The 22,651-nt window shown below is 50.7% G+C and carries 17 protein-coding genes; 10 read left to right on the top strand and 7 right to left on the bottom strand.

What is annotated here, in order from left to right; all coding sequences use genetic code 11:
- Window positions 1-152 precede the first annotated feature (152 nt).
- The 8 genes from BUB38_RS01200 to nth all read left to right on the top strand — a co-directional run bounded on the left by BUB38_RS01200 (window position 153) and on the right by nth (window position 11,120).
- Entirely contained in the window at window positions 153-2,171 is a 2,019-nt protein-coding gene (locus BUB38_RS01200) for a T9SS type A sorting domain-containing protein (protein WP_073155922.1), read from the top strand.
- 84 nt (window positions 2,172-2,255) lie between these two features.
- Window positions 2,256-3,935 carry a glycosyl hydrolase gene (locus BUB38_RS01195; RefSeq protein ID WP_249505560.1) on the top strand — a complete coding sequence of 560 codons (1,680 nt, stop codon included), beginning with the start codon at window positions 2,256-2,258 and terminating at the stop codon, window positions 3,933-3,935.
- Window positions 3,936-4,114: 179 nt separating this feature from the next.
- The gene (locus BUB38_RS01190) at window positions 4,115-6,091 is read left to right on the top strand and encodes a glycosyl hydrolase (RefSeq protein WP_073155919.1); all 1,977 of its coding nucleotides are present in this window, start codon (window positions 4,115-4,117) and stop codon (window positions 6,089-6,091) included.
- A gap of 153 nt (window positions 6,092-6,244) precedes the next feature.
- Window positions 6,245-8,659 carry a DUF3536 domain-containing protein gene (locus BUB38_RS01185; RefSeq protein WP_073155917.1) on the top strand — a complete coding sequence of 805 codons (2,415 nt, stop codon included), beginning with the start codon at window positions 6,245-6,247 and terminating at the stop codon, window positions 8,657-8,659.
- Complete coding sequence (hpt, locus tag BUB38_RS01180) at window positions 8,660-9,184, top strand: hypoxanthine phosphoribosyltransferase (RefSeq protein ID WP_073155914.1); 525 nt, start codon at window positions 8,660-8,662, stop codon at window positions 9,182-9,184.
- A gap of 27 nt (window positions 9,185-9,211) precedes the next feature.
- The gene (locus tag BUB38_RS01175) at window positions 9,212-9,712 is read left to right on the top strand and encodes a hypothetical protein (RefSeq protein WP_073155911.1); all 501 of its coding nucleotides are present in this window, start codon (window positions 9,212-9,214) and stop codon (window positions 9,710-9,712) included.
- Entirely contained in the window at window positions 9,709-10,494 is a 786-nt protein-coding gene (cysE, locus tag BUB38_RS01170; RefSeq protein WP_073155908.1) for a serine O-acetyltransferase, read from the top strand. Before BUB38_RS01175 ends, cysE begins: the two co-directional genes overlap by 4 nt.
- Entirely contained in the window at window positions 10,491-11,120 is a 630-nt protein-coding gene (gene nth, locus BUB38_RS01165; RefSeq protein ID WP_073155905.1) for an endonuclease III, read from the top strand. Before cysE ends, nth begins: the two co-directional genes overlap by 4 nt.
- Window positions 11,121-11,153: 33 nt before the next feature.
- Here the strand turns inward: nth and BUB38_RS01160 are convergent, their stop codons facing one another.
- From BUB38_RS01160 to BUB38_RS01135, 6 genes are all read right to left on the bottom strand, one after another.
- Window positions 11,154-12,086 carry a UDP-glucuronic acid decarboxylase family protein gene (locus tag BUB38_RS01160; RefSeq protein WP_073155902.1) on the bottom strand — a complete coding sequence of 311 codons (933 nt, stop codon included), beginning with the start codon at window positions 12,084-12,086 and terminating at the stop codon, window positions 11,154-11,156.
- Between the two features lie 72 nt (window positions 12,087-12,158).
- Window positions 12,159-13,127 carry a GGDEF domain-containing protein gene (locus BUB38_RS01155; protein ID WP_073155899.1) on the bottom strand — a complete coding sequence of 323 codons (969 nt, stop codon included), beginning with the start codon at window positions 13,125-13,127 and terminating at the stop codon, window positions 12,159-12,161.
- A gap of 184 nt (window positions 13,128-13,311) precedes the next feature.
- Window positions 13,312-14,124 (bottom strand): type III pantothenate kinase, encoded by an 813-nt coding sequence (locus BUB38_RS01150; RefSeq protein ID WP_073155896.1) that lies wholly within the window; start codon window positions 14,122-14,124, stop codon window positions 13,312-13,314.
- Window positions 14,125-14,262: 138 nt separating this feature from the next.
- Window positions 14,263-15,126: a carboxylating nicotinate-nucleotide diphosphorylase gene (nadC, locus tag BUB38_RS01145; protein ID WP_073155893.1), complete on the bottom strand. Its 864-nt coding sequence runs from the start codon at window positions 15,124-15,126 to the stop codon at window positions 14,263-14,265.
- A gap of 141 nt (window positions 15,127-15,267) precedes the next feature.
- Window positions 15,268-16,719 carry a sugar transferase gene (locus BUB38_RS01140; RefSeq protein ID WP_073155890.1) on the bottom strand — a complete coding sequence of 484 codons (1,452 nt, stop codon included), beginning with the start codon at window positions 16,717-16,719 and terminating at the stop codon, window positions 15,268-15,270.
- A 73-nt stretch (window positions 16,720-16,792) separates the two neighbouring features.
- Complete coding sequence (locus BUB38_RS01135; protein ID WP_073155887.1) at window positions 16,793-18,082, bottom strand: homoserine dehydrogenase; 1,290 nt, start codon at window positions 18,080-18,082, stop codon at window positions 16,793-16,795.
- Window positions 18,083-18,324: 242 nt separating this feature from the next.
- On the opposite strand from BUB38_RS01135, the gene BUB38_RS01130 reads away from it, so the two are divergent.
- Complete coding sequence (locus BUB38_RS01130) at window positions 18,325-19,497, top strand: sugar transferase (RefSeq protein ID WP_073155884.1); 1,173 nt, start codon at window positions 18,325-18,327, stop codon at window positions 19,495-19,497.
- A gap of 197 nt (window positions 19,498-19,694) precedes the next feature.
- Entirely contained in the window at window positions 19,695-21,812 is a 2,118-nt protein-coding gene (locus BUB38_RS01125) for a glycoside hydrolase (RefSeq protein WP_073155882.1), read from the top strand.
- 72 nt (window positions 21,813-21,884) lie between these two features.
- On the opposite strand, the gene BUB38_RS01120 is transcribed toward BUB38_RS01125, so the two are convergent.
- On the bottom strand, window positions 21,885-22,523 hold the full coding sequence (locus BUB38_RS01120; protein WP_073155879.1) for a hypothetical protein: 639 nt from the start codon (window positions 22,521-22,523) through the stop codon (window positions 21,885-21,887).
- Window positions 22,524-22,651: the final 128 nt, after the last annotated feature.

Here is a 22,651-nt window from a genome sequence, read left to right as displayed (position 1 = left end):
GGTAAAAGTTTATGCTTCGGGATAAAATTCCGAAGCATTTTTTGTTTTGATAAAAAAAAAAAACACTTTGATTTAAACTACCAAAATAAATTATATTAACTCTGTTGTTTGGTATTTTTGCGTCTCTGAAGACGCTTGTTTGGAGTATACTTATGAACAAAATTTTAAAAAAAGCTTTAGCGCTTTCCCTGGTGGGCGGCGCCTTTTTCGCAACTTCAGCCATGGCCGCAAACGGCGATGGTTATAAAATGAGCATTTGCGCAAACGACAAGAGCAAGCTCTGCTACAACGGCAATGAAGTATTTCTCAACGGCATGAATATCGCCTGGTGGAATTTCAGCCAGGACGTTGGTAAGGACGCCAACGGCAAGCTGATGACCATCGACGAAAATGCAGTCCGTAAGGATTTGAAGGATCTTCGCGCTGCAGGCGGTAACTCCATTCGTTGGTGGCTTTTCACCAACAACACCATGGACCCAAGCTTTGATCCCACCACCCATTACGCCACAGGCATCGAAGAACAGACCATCAAGAACGTCGGTATGGTTCTGGATATCGCCGAAGAATACGGCATCGTGGTAGACCTCTGCCTTCTTTCCTTCGACATGATGAAGAAGGACTACGAAAGCACAACAAGTTGGGGCGGTCGTTTTGACTTTACCGCCAACGAATTGATTCTTAAGGAAGAAGCCGCCACACAGGCTTTCATTGACAAGGCTGTGCTTCCGCTGGTAAAGACATACAAGAATCATCCCGCACTCCTCGCCTGGGAAGTATTCAATGAACCGGAAGGCATGACCAGCACCGAGAACTTCGGCAACGGCTGGGGCACCGAGCTGGTGGACATCAAGTACATCCAGCGCGTCATCAACATGACTGCCGACGCCATCCACAAGGAAGCCCCCAACAACCTGGTTTCTAACGGTAGCGCCCGCTTCACTATGACCAGCGACAAGTGCGGCAAGAACTACTATACCGACGCCATGCTCCTGGCCGCCGGCGAAAACAAGTACCCCAAGGGAACCCTGGACTTCTACCAAGTTCACTACTATCCCGAATGGAATCCCAACAGCGCAAGCCCCTTCCACAATCCGTACAGCTACTATCTGCTGGATAAGCCCATGGTGGTAGGCGAGCTCCCGGGTGCCGACTGGGTTAAGGTGAACACCAATGGCGGAAACCTCAGCAGCGACCCTGCTGGATCTCGCCAGATGACTATTGCAAACGCCTACAAGTACGCCTTTGAAAACGGCTACTCTGGCGCCATGGGCTGGACACTCCATGAAGAAGCCGGCAACAGTTTCTACCTGAACGCGATGTGGAGCTTAGCCAATTCCGCAGAAGCACTAACCACCATCTACAAGTTAGATTCCAGCAAGGTCAAGCTCTCTGACTTTGCAGCATCCGCCGGTGGACAGAACGGCTGGATGAAGGTGACCTACGCTGGCGTCGACGCTTCTGAAGGAGCAAACCTGACATACAATTTCACAACCAACCTGGGAACAGCAAAGGCTATTACCTTTACCGTAAAGAACAACTCCACCAGCGATCTTCAGTACACCATGGCATTGAAGACTAACGCCAGCGACACTCATACCGCATGGGGCTGGTACAATGCCAACAGTTACTGCGACGTAGCAGCAGGCGAAACCGCAACTTGCACCTTCCCCATCGACAAGTTCGCCTACTGGGAAGACGACTTCCCCATCACCAGCAATCTAGGCAACCTCAGTCAAGTCATTATCAAGATGACTACGGATGCCTTCAGCGGCGAAGTTCTAATCGACAATGTCGTTGTTGACGACGGCGCAATTGTCATCAACAACTTCGATACAGAATTCGACACCTTCTCCCCGGAACAAGCCACCATTACCAAGGTGGAAACTTACTTTGACGGAACTCCGGCAACGACAGCAATCAAGGCTACCGCAGCAGCACCTGCTACAAAGATGTCTGTAAACGGAAACAGCATCATGTTCACTGCCGCTTCCGCGGGCCTGGTTAACGTAGATGTGTTCGGTATGAACGGCAAGCGCGTCGCCACCCTCTATCGCGGAACCCTGTCTGCAGGCACCCACGCATTCGATATGACCGACATGTCCAAGGGTCAGTACATCGTACGCGTCAAGGGCGCAGGCATCACCGCAACCCAGCCGATCATCATCAAGTAATTCATCAAGTTTGATGTGTGGGAAAACGTCGCGGGACACCGCGGCGTTTTTTTCTAAAAGAATATGTATACATGGAGTTTTGGAATGAACATGTTTAAACAAGCCCCGTTTTTTGGATTGGCCGCCCTGGTTTCGGCCAACGCCGCAGCAATTCGCCTAGAAGCCGAAGACGCCGTTCTCGCCGACGACCATAAAGTTGAAGTTGTTTCCAAGGCAGGCGTTTCTGGAGGCTCTTATGTGGCTATGAAAGAGGGCAATTTGGAATTCAAGGTGAACGTTCCTGAAACAGGTTATTACACCCTGTGGGCCAATTACATGCTCCCTACCGACGGGACTGACAAAATTCAGAACTTGACTATCAACGGAATCTCCGCAGGTCAAATTTCCTTCGGCATGAACGACGAGTTTTCCACCATCAAGGGTGCAGGAAAAATCAAGCTGAACAAGGGCGACAACACCATCGGTATTGTACATTCCTGGGGCTGGGTGAATCTGGACTACATCGAGCTTACCGAATACGAAGCTGCCCCATTCAGTCTGAGCGCAAGTCCCGTGACACCGGAACCTACCGAAAGCGCACAGAAGCTCTATAACTTCCTGCTGACAAATTTTGGAAAGCGAGTCATTAGCGGCGTCATGACGGAACGTCCCTTCGAAAATGACGGTAAGTACACGCCTCAGACTTACGAAACTCAGACTGAATTGAAGTACATCGCAGATGCCTCCGGCAAGAACGTGGTGCTGGTAGGTTTTGACTTCTTGCACGCCAGCGGCAGCGGCTCCGACGGCATGTGGCATCAGGGCTACACCCACGCCACCCTGGAAATGGCAAAGTACGTCTGGAAGCAGGGAGGCATCCCTCAATTTAACTGGCACTGGAAAGACCCCATGTGGGATGTGGAAGCCTTCTACACCGAATCCAGCGGAAACGATCCATTCACCACATTCAGCGTCACCAAGGCTTACGACCTGACTACCAAAAAGTGGAAAACAGAATCCGACGAATACAAGGCCATTGTCCGCGATCTGGAAATGATTGCCGACAGCCTTCACACTTTACAGGAAGCCGGTGTTGCCGTATTGTGGCGCCCCCTTCACGAAGCCGCCGGTAAGTGGTTCTGGTGGGGTACCGATGGTGCCGAAGCCTGCGTCGCCCTTTATCGTTTGATGTTCGATATTTTCGTCAACAAAAAAGACCTGCATAATCTCATTTGGGTCTGGACCACCGACGAAGCCAAGGACGCCATCGATTGGTACCCTGGCGACGAATACGTAGACGTTGTGGGCCGCGATTACTATTACTATCCTCGCGAAGCAAACCACTCCAGCCTGGTGGGCAGTTTTGAAACCGTGAAGGATATTTACGGCGGCAAGAAGATTATCGCCTTAAGTGAAAATGGTTCTGTTCCCTTCCCCGACGAAATGAAGGCCGATGGAGCCAACTGGAGCTGGTTCATGCCCTGGTACGGTGACTACGCCATGGAAGGCTGGGCCAACGACAATACGGCAGAAACCTGGAAGACCGTCATGAACAACGACTTCGTAATCACCCTGGAAGATATGCCGGGTTGGGACAAGTACGAATTGGCAGACGTGTCTGAAATTGCAAGCCTTAAGGGTAAGCAAGAGACCAAAACGAACTTTAAATCTGCAGGAACAAGACTCATAATCAAGGGAAATAAAGTTCAGGTCCACAAGGTCGATCAAAACAAGGATCAACCCAAAATTTTTGACCTTACAGGAAAGAAATTTCCCAATAACTAATTCCTTGTAAAATTAGACGATCGAAGGCCGCGAAAAACGCGGCCTTTTCTGCAATCTTTATTAAAAAAAAGCATCAATTGATGCGAACTTTTCAACGATTTAAGCTTTTCGAGGCGATCTTCCATTTAAAAATTCGGTTTTCAAATATAGATTTAAGGCGGTTTAATTAAGGAGTGTTTATGGGATTACATTTTAACAGCGCCATCAAGAGCGCATTCTCTTTCGTTGCCTTCATGGGGCTCGCCACAGCAAGCTTTGCAGCAACCACAGCCACCAAGTATGAAGCCGAAGATCAGCCCGGCGTAACAGCCGCCGACATCAAGGAAGACGCCAGTTTTTCTGGTGGCAAGTATGTGGTTCCCGGTTCTGACGGAATGACGTTCTCCATCAAGGTTGACGAAACTGCCATCTATAAGGTGACCACCCAGGTTCTGATTAAACAGTACGACTGGACCACCTCCAAAATCATGGTCAATGGGGAGCTGGCTGGTTCTGAATTGACCACACCCCGCAACTGCGATTCCGCCTACGTCGTATCCGCCACTTCTAAGATGAAGGCTGGCGAGAATACGGTTACCGTCGGCAATGCCTCCATCGGCGTAGACTACATTATCGTGGAACGGGTTCCTGATCCGGAATTCAAGATTAGTGCATTGCCCATAACTCCCGGCGCCACCGAAAGCGCCATGAAGGTCAAGACCTTCCTCCGCGACAACTTCATGAAGAAGACTATCAGCGGCATGATGATCAGCGACCAGAATTTCAACTACGATTACGGCAACATGAAGTTGCTTTCCGCCGCAGAATGCACTCCTGCAGACTCCTGTAAGTTCTTGAATGGTGAAGATACCTGGAAAGGCCAGACCGACATCGACGAATTTTACAAGCGTTCCGGCCACTATCCTGCTATCGGTGGTTTTGACATGCTCTTCGCTGCAGGCGGGCATCACGAAGAAGGATGGTTCCGGGGCTATACAGAAAACAATCTGGTCATGACCGAAGACCTGTGGAGCATGGGCGGCATCCCCACATACACCTGGCATTGGAAGGTGGGCGAAGACACCGTTTTCTACACCCAGATGCAGGGTTTCAAGAATGCAGGCTGTACCGAAGACGTTGCTGGAACCGCAGAAAACAACACCTGTTTCAACTACACCAAGGCATTCAAGACGGAATCCGTATGTACGGATATGGACTCCACCAAAAACGAATGCAAAGCAACCAAGACAGTATGCCTTGACGCCGACCCCACTTCCGAGGTATACAAGGACATCGTCGCCGATGTAGATATTGTTTCCGGTTACTTCAAGCAGCTAGAAGAAAAGGGTATTGCCGTTCTTTGGCGTCCTCTTCACGAAGCAAGTGGCGGCTGGTTCTGGTGGGGCGTCGGTTCTCCGGAATGTTATGTTCAGCTGTGGCATCTTGTATTCAACCGCATGGTTAATGTAAACAAGAACAGGAACCTGATCTGGGTCTGGAACATCAATACCGATCCTAAGTTTGGTTACGACTATTCTGCCCTCAATGGAGAATGGTATCCGGGAGACGAATACGTGGATATCGTTGCCGTCGACATTTACGACCCGCTGAACAACCATTATTCTGCAGCCGATTACTGGAACAAGATTATCGATGAAGTGGGCACCAATAAGATGATCGCCCTCAGCGAAAACGGCGCCATTCCCGACATCGACAGCATCGCCGAAGACAAGTCCTATTGGAGCTATTGGATGACCTGGAGTCAGACATGGAGCGGAAACTTCCTGGAAAAGACTCCCGCCGATATGTGGAAGCGCAACCTGGATGACGAACGAGTAATCGCCTTGGACAATATGCCGGGCTGGGACAATGTGGTTGCAGACACCAATAGCGCAGGCGCCATCGTCGCCCCCAGTTCCATTCGCAACACTGTACCTTTCGCAAACAACATAACGGCATCCGTTCAAGAAAAAACTTTGTCTTTGTACATTCCCCAGGCAGGCCGAGGAACGGTGGCGCTGTTCGACATGATGGGCCATCGCATTGCAACTCTTGCCCAAGGCAATCTCGTTGCCGGAAGCCATCGTTTTGACCTGAGTGCACTGACCCATGGAAGCTATGTACTCCGCGCATCTGCCGGAAAATACAGTGTTTCCAGAGTCATCAAGCTGAAATAAAAACAATTAGCGATTCCTTTTAAGCGAACCCCAAATCAACGCAGCCTAACCGCTGCGTTTTTTCGTATCTGAAAGCCCCTACAACACGCCCACGCAGCCACGCTGCATATGGCAAATTTCTATCTTTCGCCAAAACGTTTTTGGTGTGTAATTATGTCTGAAAAACATCCTCTGTATTTTACAATCCACGGCCACTTTTATCAGCCGCCCCGTGAAAACCCCTGGACCGGAGTCATCGAAAACCAGCCCAGCGCCCGTCCGTTCCACGACTGGAATGACCGCATTGCAAGTCAGTGCTATAGCCCCAACTCCGCAAGCCGTATTCTTTCCCCCAACGGCCGCATCGTAGATATCGTCAACAACTACGATTTCATGAGCTTCAACATGGGTCCCACCCTGATGGGCTGGATCCGCACCAACACTCCCGATACCTACAAGCGCATTCAGGAAGCTGACAAGAGAAGCATTGAACGTTTGGGCCACGGTAACGCCATCGCCCAGGTGTACAACCACATCATCATGCCTCTTGCTTCCGAACAAGACAAGAAGACCCAGATTGAATGGGGTATCGAAGACTTTAAGTTCCATTTCGGACGTATGCCCGAAGCCATGTGGCTGGCAGAAACAGCCATCAACTTCGAAACGGTTGTGGCCCTCATCAAGGCCGGCATCAAGTTCACCATTCTCTCCCCCACCCAGGCAGATAGCTTCCGCAAGTTGGGCAGCGAAGAATGGCAAGGTTGCTCCAACACCGATATCGACACCACCCGCCCCTACCGCATCTACCCCCGCGACAAGGAAGGCAACCTGGTGTGCGACGGCTACCTGGATGTATTTTTCTACAACCCCTGGCTTTCTTCTGCAGTGGGTTTCGAACACCTGCTCCGTGACGCAGGCACCTTCGGCAACAAGATCAAGAGCGCCTGGGATGAAAATCGCAAAGACGCACAGTTGGTAAGCATCGGTACCGATGGCGAATCCTACGGACACCACGAACCGTTCGGCGACATGTGCGCTGCCTGGCTCTATAACCACTTTGCACCCGAGAACAACATGGTTCCCGTGAACTACGGTTGGTTCCTGGAAAAGTTCCCACCCCAGCACGAAGTCCTTCTGAAGAATTTCCATAGCGAAGGTTGCGCCTGGAGTTGCGCCCACGGCGTTGGCCGCTGGTACCGCGATTGCGGTTGCTGCACTGGCGGTGGCCCCGATTGGAACCAGAAGTGGCGCGGTCCTCTCCGCGACGCCTTCAACCATCTGAAGAAACTGGCAGACGACGTTTTTGTCCGCGAATTCGAAAAGATTTCCGACGTAAACCCCTGGGACGCACGTAACAACTACGTACAGACCTTGGTCGCTCCCGAAGACAAATCCCGCGTGGAAGCCTTCCTGAAAGCTACAGTAAAGAACCCCTCCAACGAAGCACAGTGCGCCCGCGCCATCCGCCTTCTCGAAATCCAGAAGTTCTGCCTGTTCAGCTTCACCAGCTGCGGTTGGTTCTTCAACGATATCGAAGGTCTGGAACCGGTGCAGAACATGCGTTACGCCCTCCGCGCCATGGAACTGCTGGAACCGTTCCTGCCCTACGGCCACCATATCCGTAACGAGTTCATTAGCATCCTCGCCCGCGCCACCAGTAACGAACACAAGTGGAACGGTGCCGAAGTCTTTACCCGCTATGCCGAAGAACAGGTTCCCGTGGTTGTCAAGGAAATGGCAGAACGTGCCGCCATCTTCCACCTGGACCTGGAAGACGGTTACGACAACAAGGATGCCCGCATCACTGCGACAAAGATTGCTTCCCGCCGTCGTCAGACTCTGGTCCGTGCAGAATTCAACGACAAGTTCGTCGGCGAATCCCGAGTATCCTCCGTTCTTGCCATTACCGACCAGTTGGGCCGAATCAACCTGGTGGTTGCCGATGGCGAAAACGAACAGAACGGTCTTAAGTTCGTAGAAGATCCCAATATGGGAACCGAACAGCTCCAGGAAATGTACCCCACCGCCTATGTGGTCCGCATGCGCAACCTCATGAGCGACTCCCTGAAGCGTATCAACCAGATTTCTACCCGCAAGTACCTTTCCGGTCTTACGGAATCCTTCAGCAGTTTCGCCTTGTCCCATGGTCTTTCCATCGACAGCATGGCCGACCCCGACCATACCCTGCCCGACACCATGCGCAAGATCCTGTCTCTGGAAATCAACTCCAAGATCCACCACCTCGCCCTTTCCTATATGGAAACCGACGACAAGAAGGTCTTTGACGAAATCCACGACCTGGTTGAAGAAGCTACTGCATTGAACACCCACTTCTCCTTCGGCGGTACCGGACGTATGTTCCACGCCAAGTTGGTGGAACTGATTGATGCAGTCTCCGTCAAACTGGATAAGAAGTCCGTCAGCCACATCACCGGCCTCATTACCGTGGCCGACTGGCTCCGTCTGGGCATCGACAAGACAAGCCTCGAGAACAAGGTATTCCCCTTCTTCCAGGAATACAACAAGAATCCCGAAGGCAAGCTTGCCGCCCTGAAGCCCATGTTCAGCTGGCTGAACTTCGAGGTGTAAATGTACAAGATGTCCGCAAAGCCCATGATTTCTGCACAGCAGCTCCAGACCCGCGTCAAGGAGCTGGCTACAGAAGTCGGCGGATCCTTTGAATTCGACATTGTCCTTTCGGCTCTCACCGGAGCGTTCATGTTCACCACGGACCTGGTTCGCGCCATGGCCAACCCCAAGCATCAGATTAAGTTCATCAAGGCTTCTAGCTATGGTTCCGGAATGGAATCCAGCGGCAAGCTGAAGGTGAGTGGTCTGGACTTGCAGGAACTAAAGGGCAAGCGAGTACTGGTTGTGGACGACATCCTGGATACAGGCAACACCATGTTCACCTTGGTAGGCATGTTAAAGGAAGCAGGAATTACAGAGTTACGTACTTGCGTTCTTATGAATAAGGAAGAACGTCGAACTGTTGATTTCCACGCCGATTATGTCGGATTCGAGATAGCCAACGAATTCGTCGTGGGATACGGACTAGACTTTAACGAAGACTACAGAACATTGCCCGAGGTCTGGACACTGATAGAAGTTTAGTTTTGGATTAGGTGAAGAGAGAGTAATATGGCAAAAAACAAAGATTTAGATGACGTCAAGTTACACGCCACCCAAGCCTTTGAGGCGGTAGGCAGAAGCTACAACAACATTAGCCGCGGCAAGAAGTTCCTGTTGCTCCTAGTAGGATGCTTCCTGGTATTTGTCGCTGGATTCATCACTAGCAGCATTATGCACAACGTTCCTGCCAAGGGAACAATCGAAAGAGTTGCTGCCCAACCTGATCTGCCAAACAAGTGCAAGTACCGTTACGACCGCGCCATGGAATACGCCATCATGCATGAATGCGTGTTCGCCCAGGGCGCTCCCCGTAACGACAACATCCTCATCCAGCGCATAAATTACTGTACCTGCGCCCTGCAGAGCGTGCAGAAGAAGAAGCCTTACCAGAAAATGTTCGAAAACAATCTGGTTGACTTTACCTTTAAAATCCGCGAAGAAAACCTTTGCCAGGAAAACAAGGTTATTCCCACCCTCGACGACGACGAGCCCTCTAAGGATAAAAAATGAATATTGCAGACATAGAAAAATCAATTCGTGACGAAGCCGAAATTCTGGTACAGAAGGAGCCCCTCTCTGTATTGATGCTGAACGAACAAATTCTATGTCGTAACAGTTTCTGCGAAATGTTGGGTGTCACCCTTTCCTGTCAGCTGGCAGGCGAAGTCATCGACAGAGTTGAACTGGAAAAGATGTTCAGCGGGCTTTACAGCAAGTACCCCGAACTTCTGATGAGCGCCGCCAAGGATTTGCACGCCACCGTGCTCCGTGACCCCGCCTGCACCAGCTATCTGGAACCGCTGCTGTTCTTCAAGGGTTTCCAAGGATTACAGGCATTCCGTGCTGCCCACATTTTGTGGAGCGAAGGACGCACCTTCCCCGCAAAAATGTTGCAGAGCATCATCAGCCGCAAGTTCGGCATGGACATTCATCCTGCAGCAAACATTGGATACGGAATTCTTGTTGACCACGCTACAAACATTGTCATTGGCGAAACCGCTGTCGTCGGCAACAACGTTTCCTTCCTTCATGGAGTCACCTTAGGCGGTACTGGTAACGAAATCGGCGACCGTCATCCGAAGGTTGGTAACGGTGTCATGTTGGGCGCCCATGCACAGCTTCTGGGAAACATCCATATTGGCGACGGTGCCAAGATTGGTGCGGGTGCCGTTGTGGTCAGCGACGTTCCTGCACACACAACGTACGCTGGAGTGCCTGCCGTTCAAGTTGGTCGTCCCCACGATGAAATGCCCAGCTTCAACATGGAGCAGGACTTCACCCGCGACGCATGACCAAAAAAGATCGCATCACATTCATCAACCAGAAGTTGGACGAGTTGTTTCCAAACCCGCCGATTCCCTTAAACTACCGCGATCCTTTCACCTTGTTAGTCGCGGTAGCCTTGAGTGCCCAATGTACCGACGCCCGAGTAAACCTGGTGACCGCAGAGCTCTTCAAAGTTGCCGACACTCCCGCAAAAATGGTAGCCCTCGGCGTGGATAAAATTGCGGAATACATCAAACCCTGCGGACTCTACCAGAATAAAAGCAGGAACATTTTCAAGCTGTCCCAGATTCTCGTTGAAAAATACAACGGCAAAGTCCCGCAGACCTTTGAAGAACTAGAAGCCCTCCCTGGCGTCGGCCACAAGACCGCCAGCGTCATGATGATTCACGCCTTCAAGATACCGGCCTTTCCTGTAGACACCCACATCCATCGACTGGCCGCCCGCTGGGGCTTAAGCGACGGAAGTTCCGTAGAACGTACTGAAGCAGACTTAAAGAAAATCTTTCCTCCCGAATCCTGGGAACGAAAGCATCTGCAAATAATTCTCTTCGGACGAACCTACTGCAAGGCCATGGGACACAAAGTGGATCAATGTCCCATTTGCAGCACCATCGGTTGCAAAACAAAATAAGCGAGCGTTTCCGCTCGCCTTTAAAAGTTTGCTTTATTCTTTCAGCAGTTCATCAAAATAGACGATAGTCTTTTCAAGCCCCTGACGCAAGGGAATCGTCGGTTCCCAACCCAGGGCACTCTTGGCCAGGTCAATGTTAGGTCTGCGCATCTTGGGATCGTCACCCGGCAGCGGCTGGAAGACAATCTTGCTCTTGGAACCGGTCAAGTCCAGAACTTCCCTTGCAAGTTCCAGCATGGTAAATTCACCGGGATTGCCGATATTTACCGGTCCGATAATCTTGTCCTGGCTCATCATGCGGACAAAGCCTTCAATAAGGTCGTCTACATAGCAGAAGCTACGGGTCTGGGACCCATCACCATAAATGGTAATATCATCGCCCTTCAAGGCCTGCACAATAAAGTTGCTAACGACGCGACCATCATTAGGAAGCATGCGAGGGCCGTAAGTATTGAAAATTCGAACGATGCGGATATCCACATTGTTCTGACGGTGATAATCCATAAAGAGAGTTTCGGCAACACGCTTGCCTTCGTCGTAACAGCTACGGATACCGATGGGGTTCACGTTTCCCCAATAGTCTTCTGTTTGCGGATGCACAGCAGGGTCGCCATAAACTTCGCTGGTGCTGGCCTGAAGAATGCGGGCTTTCACACGCTTGGCAAGTCCCAGCATATTGATCGCACCCATGACGCTGGTCTTGATGGTCTTTACCGGATTATACTGGTAATGCACAGGGCTGGCAGGGCATGCCAAGTTAAAAATACGATCCACTTCAAGAAGAATCGGTTCCGTTACATCGTGACGGATCAGCTCGAAGCACCTGTTGTCGCGGAGGTGGGCCACATTAGCCATTCGGCCAGTGAAATAATTATCAAGACAAATAACCTCGTGACCATCATTCAGAAGACGTTCACAGAGATGGCTACCCAAAAATCCAGCACCACCGGTAACTAAACAACGCATACACGCTCCAATATTTAATCACCGATAATATAACTTTTTTTGAAGTTTTCAAAACTTACGAGTAGAACACTTCTAACTCACAATCTGGTTTTTGCCGTGTTTCTTTCCCCAGTAGAGTTTTTCGTCTGCCTGGCGGATGTAATTCTCATATTCCGAAATACTGTCACCGGTACACACGCCGATTGTCGCAGAAATCCTGATTTCCTGATTCCGGTAAATAACGGAACTTTCGCGAAGTCTCGTAATGAAATTTTCCAGGACTCCACGGGCACTGTCCACACTCATCATGGGCAGGTAAAGCACGAATTCCTCGCCACCCCAACGGACGGCAATGGCATTCTTGGGAAGCACATCGGCCAGCAGGTGGCTCACCCGTTCCAGAACCTTGTCGCCGGCCTCGTGACCGTAAGTATCGTTAATATGCTTAAAGTCGTCCACATCCACCATGGCCACAGAAAAGGCATTCTCGTTTTCTTCCTTGCTGCGTTTCATGATGCCTTCAAAAAAGCGGCGGTTATAAAGACCGGTCAGCACGTCATGATTACTTGAATAATCCAGTTTGGCCCTGGCCTCGTTCAGCTCTACCAAATAAAGGTTGGAAACATAGAAAAGGGTAAACAAGGTAATGATAAGATTCAGACAGGAAATGAATACTTTATGTTCAAGAACAATAGGTAAGTATTCCGGGAACATGGAATATTCGAACACCGTAATTTGGCTTACACCAATGGCCGACACCACACCAATGAACTGGTAAATATGTTTCTTCTTGTTCCTAAAGGGCAGCAGAAAGAACACCACAGCCACCATGCCGATAATAAAGTTCACATAGCTAAAGTGACCGCCGGCCACAACTTCACTAAAGAACGAGAATATGATTATTTCGAAATAGGCAAATACAATCTGCAGGTCACTATTCTTCCTGAACAAGGTCAGGAACAAGACATACAGACAAGAACTACCAATATTCAGCACCACCAGCGGAGTTAAGCCAATGGAATAAAAATAGATTGCGTTGAATATATGGACAGACAGACACATGACCAAAAAGATCCACGTTCTGTTCTGCGATAACATCTTAAGGAATTTTGCCAGCACGATTTTCACCTTCTTAACTTATGTAATAATATAATAAGTTTAATTTGCGATAAGCACATTTCTGCTTTTTTCCCATAAAAAAAAGCCCTATTCCTCAGGATAAGGCTTTCAAAAACAGATGTTCTGGCTATTCTTCTTCGGTATCCCGTTCCACTTCTGCAACGGAATTTCCCTTGACAGCCACCAGACGGATTCCTCGCAAAGTTAGGAAAGGGTCATACTTGTCAATAAGGGTTGTCCGGCGGGCAATGGTCTTGCCCCAACCGCCCGTCGCATAGACAGGCAGGTCTTCGCAGCCCACTTCCTTCTTGATCTTACCGATCAGCACTTCCAGCTGAGCCAGGAAACCATAAAGAAGACCAGCTCGAATAGCATCATCCGTATTGTCAGCCACCACGTTTTCGGGCCATTCGATGGTTACCGGAAGCAAGCGAGCAGCCTTTTCGGTAAGGGCATCCAGGCTAGCGTTAATACCGGGGATAATCACGCCCCCAACAAAAGCGCCATCCTTCATGACATCAAAGGTGGTTGCAGTTCCCATATCCACCACCACACCGTTTTTCAGGCCTTCTTCACGGAGCGCAATCACATTGCAGAGGCGGTCGGCACCAGCCATGGAAGGATTCTGGTATTCAATTTTCAAACCGAGGCAGTTCTTGGAATTGACAACCTGAACGTGCTTTTTCAGCAGAGAATCCAGAGCCTTGATCCAGGGGCGCTCAAGAGCGGGCACCACCGTCGAAAGACCCACATGGGTAATCTCTTCCGGATTAATCTTAGAAAAGCGGAGAAGACCTCCGATACGGTTCATCACCTCGTCGGAAGTGGTTTCCTTACGGGTTGTCAGGCGCCAGTAATCCACCACCTTGGTTCCCTTGAAAATGCCAAGAACCGTGTGGGTGTTTCCTACGTCAACAACTAATGTTACAGAATCTGCCATAGTCTCTTTTATCCGGGTATGAGGAGTGAGGTCACTCACTTCGTTCGTTTTGAGGTATGAGGTACGAAATCAATTCGATACCTCTAAGCAGCTCTGCTGCGACCTCACACCTAAAAGGGCGAAGCCCGACCTCAAAGCTTAAATTCTCATGGAAATGTCGAGAGCCTTCACGCTATGAGTAAGGGCACCCACGGAGATGAAGTCCAGGCCGAGGGTAGCGATTTCCTTGGCGCGTTCCAGGGTCATGTTGCCGGAACCTTCCACCAGGCACTTGTCGCCGCTTTCCTTGATGATCTTCAAGGCTTCAGCCATGGTTTCGTTGCTCATGTTGTCCAGCATAATCACGTCAACACCCTTATTGAGCAAGGCGCGCAGCTGGTCGAAATTTTCCACTTCCATTTCAACCATGAGGTTCTGGGTGTTATTCTTCTTGACAACTGCCAGAGCTTCCAACACGCCACCGGCGGCAGCAATGTGGTTGTCCTTCACCAGCACCATGTCAAAGAGGCCCATACGGTGGTTGGATCCGCCGCCAACGCGAACAGCATACTTCTGCAAGGTACGGAAACCGGGAATAGTCTTACGGGTATCCAGGACCTTGGTCTTACCACCCTTCAATGCTTCCTGGAAAGTGTGAGCCACAGTGGCCACACCGGAAAGCTGCTGGATGAAGTTCAGCAAGGTACGTTCACCGGTCAAAAGTTCGTGAGTGGTACCATCCAGTTCGGCAATCAGATCGCCCTTCTTTACCACGTCACCATCCTTCTTGTGGAGGGTCACGGTAGCATTAGCCTTCATTTCCTGGAACACCAGTTCGATAATGGGAAGACCAGCCACAACGCCATCTTCCTTAGCGATCAAACGAGCATGCTGCTTCTGGTCGGCAGGAATGGTCCACATGCTGGTCACGTCACCAGTGCGAACGTCTTCAGCCAAAGCCAGACGGATCATAGTCAAAGCATCTTCTGTGGGAAACACCGGAGTAGAATTATCACCGTACATAATCAAGGTCCTTATATAAACGTTTTGGTATGAGGTATGGGGTCGCTCATTTCATTCGCTCTGAGGTATGAGGATACTTACAACCTCTAGGGCGTAGCCCGACCTCACCCCTCAAAGTGAGCGGAGCGAACGCCCTCAAACCTACTGAGCGCCTTTTCCTGTTAAAACAACATAAACAGTACGTACAAGAATCTGGAAATCCAGCAAGAGGCTCATATTCTCGTAGTAATACATATCGTACTGCAATTTAATCTTCACGTCTTCGGTGCTGGTATCGTAATGATGGCAGACCTGAGCCCAACCAGTCAACCCCGGCTTCATCTTCAGACGGCTGATGTAGAAGGGAATCTGTTCACGGAGCTTACCGATAAACACAGCTCGTTCGGGGCGGGGGCCCACCATACTCATATCACCTTTCAGCACGCACAGAATCTGGGGAAGTTCATCGATACGGGTCTTACGCAGGAATCGTCCAATGCGGGTAATTCGCGGATCGTTCTTGGTAGCCCACTGAGCGCCAAACTTTTCGGCATCGGTACGCATGGTACGGAACTTGTACACAAAGAAAGGCTTTCCATACAAACCGATTCGTTCCTGGGAATAGAAAACCGGGCCACGATCGTCCAGCTTGATAGCGATAGCCGCAAGCAGGCAAATGGGCAACGAACAAATTCCAAGGAAGGTACCGAAGCAAATGTCCACCATACGTTTGACGCGGACCTGCCAGGGCGGCATGGTAAAAGGCAGCAGTTCCTGGAGTTCAAAGCCATATACCAGATTTGCCTTGAACTGACCATGAATCACCTGATAAAGTTCCGGAACGAGGTAGATGTGTACAGCGCATTCGCAAACCCACACAAGCACTCGCATAATTTCCTGCGGAGAGGTACTATCATGGGCGATAATGATGCCAGAAACCTTCTTACTCTTAATCAACGCGGGCAAGTCAGAATACTTACCAAGAACGGGGACACCGGCAAATTCCTTGTCCATGACCTGATAACGTTCATCGACAAAACCAATAACACGCTGACCACGCTGAGGCGTCTTGGCGAGTTCTTCGGCAATCTTGCGACCTGCCTCGGTTGCACCAAGTACCAGAATGTTATTGGCACCATAACCGAGACGCAACAGACCGCGAAGGCACTGGTAGATGATCATTCTAAAACTGACCACCAGGCAAAGTGCAAAACCACCGTATATAAAAATCCAGGGGAAGCGAGATCCATACAGATAACCGCTGTTCAAGGGTTCGTTAGACATAACCTTGCCCAGGAATTCCGCACCGAACAGGCAAAGAATCACCAGGATAATTCCAAGGACCACCGCACGCAGCACCCGCAAAATCTGATGAGTCCTAGACTGCAGAAGCCAGGAACGATAAAGTCCCGCGCAAACAAACAGAAAGAGCCACCCCACATTAAGCACAATACCCATGTGGTAGTAATCAGCAAAAGCTCGGCTAGGATCAAACTTGTCAGCAATCCACCCACTGTGGAACTGCACCCAGAAGGCCAAGCCAAAGCAAATGGACAACGCAACAAAGTCCGACAGGACAACAAGCATACGTTCCAATGTGGTCGCTCGAATCATACACAATCCAACGGAAGAAGTAAACAAGAGGAAAGGTTCCCATCAACCCGTGACGGGAACCATCCTAAAGCGTTTAAGCCAAGAAGCGGATAACCTGGCTCTTTTCCACGATTTCAGCGAGAGCGTCGATGGCATCCACTGCCTTCTGGGCCTTGCTGTCCTGGGTGCATTCGGTAATGACAACCACAGAAACCTTACCCGGATCCTTGACGTTCTTCTGGATGATGGTTTCGATGGAAATGTTATTATCGGCCAGGATCTTGGTGATCTTAGCCAGAACGCCGCAAGCATCACGGGAAGTGAAGCGCAGGTAGTAGCGGGCGCTGGTTTCGGAAATGGGAACCAGGGTGGCAGAATTTTCAACATTGAACCAGCCCATGGGGAGAGCCTTGCGGGAACCGCAGTCGGTAGAGCGGGCCAGAGAGACCAGGTCAGCCACAACAGCGGAAGCGGTGGGCAGACGACCAGCACCAGCACCGGTCTGGAGGGTTTCACCCAGATTGTCGCACTGCAGGTAGACAGCGTTCAGAACGCGGTTCACACTAGACAGCTGATGTTCCATGGGAACCAGGCACGGATGGACACGGGCGTCCACGCGATCGCCTTCACGGCGGTAGATACCCAGAAGCTTCACGCAGCAGCCAAGTTCCTTGGCGATGGCGATATCCTGGGCGGTAATCTTGGAAATACCGGTCACGTGAATCTTTTCAAAGTCTACGCGGTGGCCGCTGCAGAGAGAAGCCAGGAGAGCAGTCTTGTGAGCGGAGTCGATACCTTCAATATCAAAGGTAGGATCGGCTTCAGCAAAACCGAGACGCTGAGCATCCTTAAGAACCACATCGAAGTCCAGGCCTTCTTCAGCCATACGGGACAGGATATAGTTACAAGTACCGTTAATGATGCAGCTCAGGTTTTCGACGGTAGAGCCCAGCAGGCCTTCCTGGAGGCTACGGATAATAGGAATGCCACCACCGACAGCAGCTTCAAACAGAACATGCAAACCCTTCTTTGCAGCCAGCGGGAAAATTTCGTGACCGTACTTAGCCAGCAAAGCCTTGTTAGCGGTAACCACATGCTTGCCACTTTCCAGGGCAGCCAGGATCCACTTGCGGGGCATATTGTAGCCACCAGCCAGTTCCACCAACACGTCAATGTCGTTGGAAGCGATCATTTCGTCGGCATTGGTAGAGGTCTTGTAGCCCTTAGCCTTGAAGGGAGCCACTTCTTCGTCGGACTTGGCGCAAATGCAAGCCAGTTCCATTTCGACACCGAGCTTTTCCTTGTATTCGGCAATCTTCTGTTCCAAAATCTGAATAACACCGCCACCGACGGTACCTGTACCAATAAGACCAATACGCAACATAGAGCGTCTCCATTTTAAAATTATACAGCCCAAAATTAGAAAAGTTCCGCATTTCTTCACGAAAGCAGGCCCTTCGAACGTCCTATTTTACCGGTATAACGTCCCTATTCTGCAGCAAACCTTTATGTTCATACAAATTAACAAAATGTTTTTTGGAGTTTTTTCCTTAAAACAGCCAATTACAAACCCTTACCCCTTTTTGCTACACCGAAGTAAATTCTTCTTTTTTTATATTTGCGTCCATGGATCAGCAATCTGTAAATCCGGCAATCGGTTCTATTCTCGACGAGCAGAAATTGAAGAACATCGTGTATCCAGCACGATTGTTCAGAGCCCGTCTCAACGAGGAATTCCTTCGTGCAAACCGAACCTGCAAGCCATTCCTTTACATCAAGATTTACGCTCATCAGTACGATTTTTTTGGCTGGGGCAGCCCCAACCAGACCGTAGAAAACACATGGCGAATCAGCATACTCACCATGTTCTCCCATTTGAGGTTCATTGATGTCCTCGGCTACCTCTCCGACGGAAACGGCCTTGGTATCATCCTGTTGAACTCCGACATGTCAACCCTGGAGTCCATCCGTAAGGAAATCCTCCATAAGCTGAACGACGCCGGCCTCATCCAGTCCCTGCGAATCAAGCCCAGAAAGCCCATTTTCGAAGCCCACCTCTATATGGGTTCCCAGGAAAAGAACAACCTGGAAATGCAGGCCAAGCTTGACGAGTTCAACAGCACCAACGGAAGTTTCTTCTCGTTGCAGCGCCTGAACCTGGACCATATCTGGCAGCACCCCCACCGCATCCGCTTCCGCCACATTATCAAGCGCATCGTGGATGTGGTCTGCACCAGCGCAGCCATCGTTCTCTGTTCCCCCTTGCTTCTGTTCTGCGCCGCCGCAGTCAAGATCAGCGATCCCAAGGGTCCTGTCATCTTTAAGCAGGTCCGCGTAGGCAAGAACGGCAAACTGTTTACCATGTACAAGTTCCGCAGCATGTACGCCGACGCCGAAGAACGCAAGAAGGAACTGATGAAGCTGAACGAAACCGGCGGCAAGACCTTCAAGATGAAGAACGACCCGAGAATCTACCCCTTCGGCAGAGTTCTCCGCAAGTTCAGCCTCGACGAACTGCCTCAGTTCTTCAACATCATCAAGGGCGACATGAGTATCGTCGGTCCGCGACCGCCTATTCCCTCGGAAGTGGCAGAGTACGAACCGTGGCACCGTATGCGTCTGTCCGTCACACCGGGCCTTACCTGCATCTGGCAGGTCAGCGGTCGAAGCAACATTAGCTTCGAAGGTCAGATGCGCCTGGACAACGACTACATCCGCCGCGACGGCAAGCTGGGCGACGACATCAAGCTCATCCTCAAGACATTCAAGGTCGTGTTCAAGGGCGACGGAGCCTATTAAAAAGTAGGCCTAAATAATTGGCTCCTGGAGCCTATTTAGGAAAAAACGGGCCCTATAAAAAAATTTGGAACCAGGAATCTCGAAAGGACGGTCCGTTTATAACGGGCCGTTTTTTACGTTCTTACTTTTAGTTTAACGTTTTTCCATTGCAAATACAAAAAAATTATTTTTGTCTTGGTGTATAGAAAGGAAACAACATGATCAGGAAATTAGTACCCGCAGCTTTGGCTTCCGCTGTAGTTGCATCTGCCGCAACGATTACCATAGATCCTGCCGACACCAAGCAAAAAATTCTTGGTTTCGGAGCCGGTAGCGTTTACTACCAGGACTGGGTTACCGCCATGGGTAATGCTACCCAGCAAGCATTTTACGATACAGCCTTTACCGGTCTAAATCTTTCCATCCTGCGTATCGGCAACTGGAAGCAGGACAGCGAAAAGAGCCTGGCCAACGACGCCGCGATCATCAAGGCAGCAAGACAGCGCCTCGGCAACAAGCTGAAAATCGAAATGTCTTCCTGGAGCGCCCCTCCGAGCCTCAAGCCCAGCAACAGCATCAATGGTAGCGCAGGCAACGGCGACAAGAAGAACAACACCCTCAAGACTTCATCCACCGACCCCTACGGTGCCTTCGTATACGCCGACTTCGCACACTGGTGGAAAACTTCCTACCAGGCCTACGAAGCCATGGGCATCGCACCGGATTACATCTCCCTGCAGAACGAACCGGACATGAACGCCGAGTACGAAGAAACGCTTTTCGAACCGTCCGAAAAGGATGGCATCGCCGGTTACGACAAAGCACTTCAGGCAGTGAGCGACTCCCTGAACAGCCTGGCCAACCCGCCCAAGATTATCGGCCCCGAACCGCTGGGCATCGGCTTCAACAATTTCCAGAACTACATGGCCAAGCTGGACGACAGCAAGCTGGGAGGCTACGCCTACCATCTGTACCACGCCGGCGACGGTAACGACAACTCCGGACAGAACTACCTGAACCCGGAAAATTTCCGCAAGCCCATGAGTTCCATCGCCTCCCGCTGGGGTAGCGATACCAAGCCCTTGATCATGACCGAATTCTGCACCATGGAAAATGACATCCGCGAAGCAGACATGGTCGGCCTCGCCCACATCATGCAAGTCGGTTTCACCAGCGGCAAGCTCAACGCCTACATCGCCTGGGAACTGTACTGGGGCGAAAAGGGTCAGTTCATCGGCGTTTGCGCCGCCAACTGGGGCAACTGCACCAAGGACGAAATCGTTATCGCACCGGAGTACCACGCCATGCGACACTACTCCAAGTTCGTAAATCCCAACGCACGCGTCATCACCAGTACTTCCGACCAGGATGAACTCAAGGTGGTAGCCTTCCGTAGTGTAGGTTGCGATTCCATCTCCGTCATCACCATCAACACCGCCAACGCCCCCGTAAGCCTGAACGCTCCCAGCATCAATGGCTACAACGCCATCTACGCAGTTCAGTCTGTAGAGAGCGGAGCCAAGAGCAAGGAAATCACAACTAGCGTCAGCTACAATCTTCCGGCCCGTTCCATCACCACCTTGGTCTACACCATGAGTGCTGGCGCCAATATCGGCAACTGCGAAGACGCCCCCATTGAAGAAGGCGGCAATGGCGGCAGCAACATTCCCTCCAGCATTACCATCGTAGACTTCAGCAAGGAAACCTCCGCCGGTAAGTGGAGTGGCGAATTCGAAGGCACCCTGGTCACCACCCCGCTGGACGGCGTGTCCCAGTACGTCAAGCTTCCCTTGGCAGGTTGCAATCAGGATGACTGCGGTTACCAGCACGGCGTTTACGCCCTGAGCGACATGGCCCTCGTCTACGATCCTCTCCAGGTCTGCAGCGACCTCGTCATCACCATGCGCGGCGTGGATTCCACCAACTCCGTGAACATCGGCGGCGCAGGCGGATCCGAATGGACTAGCTACCAGTACGGCAACGACGCAAGCGGTTCCGAATGGAGCGAAGTCACCATTCCTCTAACAAACGAAAAAGATGAATCCGGCGCACCCTTCGGTTCCAACAGCCTCACCTTCAACAGCAACGGATCCGGCATTTACATTGCCAAGATCGAAGCCGTCGGCTGCGGCACCACATCCATCCATTCCAACTTTAAGTACGCCTTCAACGACAACCACATGCAGGCCAAGCTCTTCGACCTGAACGGCAACCTCCTCTGGACAGGCACAAAGAACCAGGCACTGAACGACAACGGCACTCTCCGCCTCGACGTCCGCCAGGGAACATACATCCTGAAGACAAGCTCCAGTTCTATTAGGGCCGTCAAAAAATAAAGTCTAACAATAAAGAAACAGAAAAGGCCGTGGATTTCATCCACGGCCTTTTTCGCATAAAAATTTAAAGGATTAACCTTCTTCCAAAGCTTCCTTGTATTCGTCGACGGTAGCGATATATTCGTCGATCATATCTTCCTTGGAATCCAGGTAAGAAAGGATCTGTTCAAGATGTTCCTTCTGGAATACAGCCTTCAGCTGACGGGAAGCGTGACCGCGGTACCCCCATTCCTTGAGGATTTCGTCGGTAACGACAAAGGAATCGTTCATGGAGACAAAGCGCATGGGACCATAAACAGCCCAGTTGTGTTCCATCTGCATGCATTCCGGTTCCTGAAGTTCCGGATTAGCCATGTAGCGCTGGATGTGGCGGGTACGAACGTCCTTGATCTTATCGATGCGCATATAACCCATGATCAGGTACTTGTTGCGCATTTCGGAATCGCTGAGACCTTCGTAGCGGGTACCGAAAAGAATGTAGCGGCTCTTGGCCTTGAGGATAGCATTCACAGCCTTCACATTGTAGCAGCTCACGAGGCCATAGGTGCTGGTTTCGTAGTTCGGTTCAGAAAGGAAGCCCTTGCCATTTTCGTTGAGCTGGTCGCGCACCGGCATTTCAGACTGGTGGCTAGTTTCTACATAAAGCAAGCTGCCTGCGGCGTTACCGCGGTAGTCCTGCCAACCATCGAGATTAATCTGTGTCTTCGGCATTTTTATACAATCCGTTAATTATACTCGAAATAGATTCGACTTGGTTAGACTTCGAGAACCCCGGACTACGGCCCGAGGTCCCCCCTTTAATTAAAACTCTCACGGGCGGACCATCCTAGATGGTTCGT

Source organism: Fibrobacter sp. UWH5, from assembly GCF_900142505.1.
GTDB lineage: Bacteria > Fibrobacterota > Fibrobacteria > Fibrobacterales > Fibrobacteraceae > Fibrobacter.
Note: the sequence above shows the minus strand (reverse complement) of the source record. Positions and strands in the feature narration are given on the sequence as shown.

Coding starts and splice junctions, on each gene's coding strand:
- BUB38_RS01185 (WP_073155917.1), top strand. CDS start 6,245: ATGTCTGAAAAACATCCTCTGTATTTTACAATCCACGGCCACTTTTAT.
- BUB38_RS01160 (WP_073155902.1), bottom strand. CDS start 12,086: ATGCGTTGTTTAGTTACCGGTGGTGCTGGATTTTTGGGTAGCCATCTC.
- cysE (WP_073155908.1), top strand. CDS start 9,709: ATGAATATTGCAGACATAGAAAAATCAATTCGTGACGAAGCCGAAATT.
- BUB38_RS01155 (WP_073155899.1), bottom strand. CDS start 13,127: ATGTGTCTGTCTGTCCATATATTCAACGCAATCTATTTTTATTCCATT.
- nth (WP_073155905.1), top strand. CDS start 10,491: ATGACCAAAAAAGATCGCATCACATTCATCAACCAGAAGTTGGACGAG.
- BUB38_RS01140 (WP_073155890.1), bottom strand. CDS start 16,719: ATGATTCGAGCGACCACATTGGAACGTATGCTTGTTGTCCTGTCGGAC.
- BUB38_RS01175 (WP_073155911.1), top strand. CDS start 9,212: ATGGCAAAAAACAAAGATTTAGATGACGTCAAGTTACACGCCACCCAA.
- nadC (WP_073155893.1), bottom strand. CDS start 15,126: ATGTACGGTGATAATTCTACTCCGGTGTTTCCCACAGAAGATGCTTTG.
- BUB38_RS01125 (WP_073155882.1), top strand. CDS start 19,695: ATGATCAGGAAATTAGTACCCGCAGCTTTGGCTTCCGCTGTAGTTGCA.
- BUB38_RS01135 (WP_073155887.1), bottom strand. CDS start 18,082: ATGTTGCGTATTGGTCTTATTGGTACAGGTACCGTCGGTGGCGGTGTT.
- BUB38_RS01200 (WP_073155922.1), top strand. CDS start 153: ATGAACAAAATTTTAAAAAAAGCTTTAGCGCTTTCCCTGGTGGGCGGC.
- hpt (WP_073155914.1), top strand. CDS start 8,660: ATGTACAAGATGTCCGCAAAGCCCATGATTTCTGCACAGCAGCTCCAG.
- BUB38_RS01195 (WP_249505560.1), top strand. CDS start 2,256: ATGAACATGTTTAAACAAGCCCCGTTTTTTGGATTGGCCGCCCTGGTT.
- BUB38_RS01150 (WP_073155896.1), bottom strand. CDS start 14,124: ATGGCAGATTCTGTAACATTAGTTGTTGACGTAGGAAACACCCACACG.
- BUB38_RS01130 (WP_073155884.1), top strand. CDS start 18,325: ATGGATCAGCAATCTGTAAATCCGGCAATCGGTTCTATTCTCGACGAG.
- BUB38_RS01190 (WP_073155919.1), top strand. CDS start 4,115: ATGGGATTACATTTTAACAGCGCCATCAAGAGCGCATTCTCTTTCGTT.
- BUB38_RS01120 (WP_073155879.1), bottom strand. CDS start 22,523: ATGCCGAAGACACAGATTAATCTCGATGGTTGGCAGGACTACCGCGGT.